Genomic DNA, 3,124 nt, shown 5'->3' with positions numbered 1-3,124 from the left:
GCCGATGGTGCGCTGGGCCGAGGTGTCGCGGACGACGAAGCGGTCCCCCGCCGCGGCGGCGACCGGCCCGTCCAGCACCAGCTGGACGAAGGCCTCGCCGCCCGGCGGGATCGGCTCGTCGCCCAGCAGCACGATCCGCGCCCCGGCCTCCGCCGCGGCGGTGTGGAAGCGCACCGGGAACCACTGCCCGATCGGCCGGCGCTCGCCCGGCAGCACCCGCAGCGTCGCGTCGACGCGCTCGGTCGGGGCATGCAAGGCGGGGTCGAGCACGACATCGCCGCGGGCGAAGGCCTCGCGCGTCACCCGCTCGCCCGCTAGGTTCAGGGCGCAGCGCTCGCCGGCGCGGCCGCGCTCGGCCGGGCGGTTCTGCGCGTGGATTGAGCGCACCCGCACCGCCAGGCCGGACGGGCTGGCCATCAGTTGGTCCCCGACCGCGACCGATCCCGACAGCACCGTGCCGGTGACCACGGTGCCGGCGCCGTGCAGGGTGAAGGACCGGTCGACCGCTAGCCGGAACCGGCCCGCCGCCTCGCGGCCGGCGAACTCCGCGGCCTCCCGCGCCAGCCTGTCGCCCAGATCTTCGATGCCTTCGCCGGTGACGGCCGAGACCGGCAGGATGTCGGCCCCGGCCAGCGCCGTGCCGGCCAGCACGGCGCGGATCTCCGCCACCACCGCGGCGCGCCGGTCGGCGTCGGCCAGGTCGGCCTTGGTCAGGGCGACCACGCCGCGGGAGATGCCGAGCAGGTCGATGATCGCCAGATGCTCGCGCGTCTGCGGCATCACGCCGTCATCGGCGGCCACCGCCAGCAGCGCGAAATCGATGCCGGAGGCGCCGGCCAGCATGGTGTGCACCAGCCGCTCATGGCCGGGCACGTCGATGAAGCCCAGCACCTCGCCCCCCGGAATCGGCTGGTAGGCGAAGCCGAGGTCGATGGTGATGCCGCGGGCCTTCTCCTCCTTCAGCCGGTCGGTGTCGACGCCAGTCAGCGCCCGCACCAGCGCGGTCTTGCCGTGGTCGATATGGCCGGCGGTGCCGATGATCACGGCGTCGCCTCCGGCAGCGGGCGGCGGGCCAGGGCCTCGGCCAGCGCGCTGCCGCCGGCGGTGCCCCGCATCAGCCAGGCCAGGGCCTGGACCGGATCCTTCGCCACGCCGGTTCCCAGGTGATAAGCGGCGCCGAGCATGGCCTGCGCATCGGGTTCACCGCGACCGGCGGCCAGGCACCACCAGCGCACCGCCTCGGCCGGGTCGCGGGCCACGCCGAGCGCGTTGTGATGCAGCATGCCCAGCCGCGTCATCGCCGCGGCGACGCCCTGCTCGGCGGCGCGCTGTGCCCACAGCCGCGCCTCGGCCGGATCGAACAGGGCGCCGTCCTCCACCAGCATCCAGCTCAGCATGTCCTGCGCCGCGGCGTCGCCCTGCTCGGCGGCGGCGCGATACAAGGCGGCGGCCCGGCCGTCGTCCCGCGCCACGCCCTCGCCGCGGAAATGCAGCGTCGCCAGGTTGCGCTGGCCGATCGGGTCGCCGGCCTCCGCCGCCAGGCTCAGCCAACGCACGGCGAGGGCGAGGTCGCGTTCGACCCCCAGCCCCTCGGCGAAGCAGGCGCCGACATTGCTCTGGGCCCGGGTCACGCCCTCGCGGGCGAGCGGCCCCCAGATCGCGAGCGCCGCCGCATGGTCGCCGCCGCGCGCCGCGGCCGAAGCGGCGGCCAGCTGCTCGGTGACGCTGGGCGAGGGGGGCGTCCGGCCGGCCCGAAGGCGGTCAAACCAGCTCATCGCTCGCTCCAGGCGCGAGCGCGGCGAGGGAGGTCAGGAATCCGGCCTCGTCCTCCAGGCAGCGCAGGTCCAGCAGCAGCGCGCCATCGGCGATGCGCCCGATCACCGGCACCGGCAGCCCGCGCAGCGCGGCGGCCAGGGCGTTCAGCGCCCGGCCGCTGTCGTCCGGCGGGGTCAGCGCCAGGGCGGCGCTCGGCAGGGTCTCCAGCGGCAGGGCGCCGGAGCCGATCTGGCTGGCGCAGGCCCGGACCTCGACCGCGGCGCGGCCGGCCAGGGCCTGCTCCATCGCCGGCAGGATCCGGCGGGCCTGCGCCTCGATCTCGCCGGCCTTGCGGGCCAGCAGGCGCAGGGTCGGCAGGCGCTCGGCCAGCCGGGCCGGGTCGCGGTACAGCCGCAGCGTCGCCTCGAGCGCCGCCAGCCGGATCTTGTCGACCCGCAGCGCCCGCTTCATCGGGTTGCGGTTGATCGCGGCGATCAGGTCGGCGCGGCCGACGATGAACCCGGCCTGCGGCCCGCCCAGCAGCTTGTCGCCGGAGAAGGTGACGAGGTCGGCGCCCTCGGCCACCGCCTCGCGCACCGTCGGCTCATGCGCCAGGCCGATCGCGGCCAGATCGGTGAGGGTGCCGGAGCCGAGGTCGTGCACCAGCGGGATGCCGTGCGCCCGGGCGAGCGGTGCCAATTCCCCCGCGGCAACCTCGGCGGTGAAGCCGGCGATGCGGTAGTTCGAGGTGTGGACCTTCAGGATCAGCCCGGAGTCAGGCCCCAGCGCCGCCGCATAATCCTTCGGATGGGTCCGGTTGGTGGTGCCGATCTCGCGCAGCGCCGTGCCGGCCCGCGCCATGATGTCGGGCATGCGGAAGGCGCCGCCGATCTCGATCAGCTCGCCGCGCGAGATGATCGACTGGCGCCCCTGGCCCAGCGTGTTCAGCACCAGCAGCACCGCCGCCGCGTTGTTGTTGACGACCGTGGCGTCCTCGGCCCCGGTCAGCTCGCGCAGCAGGTCCCGCAGATGGTCGTCGCGCTCGCCGCGCTGGCCGGTGGCCAGGTCGAACTCCAGCGACACCGGGCTGCGCATGGCCTCGACCGCCGCCGCCACCGCCGCCTCGGCCAGCAGGGCGCGGCCGAGATTGGTGTGCAGCACCGTGCCGGTCAGGTTGAACACCGGCCGCTGGGTCGATCGCGCGCCGGCCGCCAGCGTCGCCGCCGCGGTCGCCGCCAAGCCCTCGGCGTCGGGCACCGGTGCGCCGGCGCGCACCGCCTCGCGCGCCACCGCCAGCGCGCCGCGCACCGCGGCGGCGGTCTGGGCGTGGCCGACGGCGGCCAGGGCCGTCGCCCCGGCCGGCGGCGGC

The 3,124-nt window shown here is 76.2% G+C and carries 3 protein-coding genes; all 3 read right to left on the bottom strand.

The window, feature by feature from the left end; all coding sequences use genetic code 11:
• Window positions 1-1,044: selenocysteine-specific translation elongation factor (selB, locus tag ACTOWL_RS37635; protein WP_441326423.1), on the bottom strand; the 1,044-nt coding region annotated here is incomplete at its 3' end.
• A complete protein-coding gene (locus tag ACTOWL_RS37630; RefSeq protein WP_441326422.1) occupies window positions 1,041-1,775 on the bottom strand; it encodes a tetratricopeptide repeat protein in 735 nt (244 codons plus the stop codon). The genes ACTOWL_RS37630 and selB, both read right to left, overlap by 4 nt.
• Window positions 1,762-3,124 (bottom strand): L-seryl-tRNA(Sec) selenium transferase (gene selA / locus ACTOWL_RS37625; RefSeq protein WP_441326421.1); only part of this gene is annotated, 1,363 nt, incomplete at its 5' end. The genes selA and ACTOWL_RS37630, both read right to left, overlap by 14 nt.

The organism is Inquilinus sp. CA228, from assembly GCF_052078665.1.
Lineage (GTDB): Bacteria > Pseudomonadota > Alphaproteobacteria > DSM-16000 > Inquilinaceae > Inquilinus.
The sequence above is the reverse complement of the archived record's forward strand: the minus strand, read 5'-3'. Positions and strand labels throughout refer to the sequence as shown.

What these genes read in the sequence shown, in the direction of transcription:
- ACTOWL_RS37630 (WP_441326422.1), bottom strand. Translation starts at nt 1,775, where the DNA reads ATGAGCTGGTTTGACCGCCTTCGGGCCGGCCGGACGCCCCCCTCGCCC.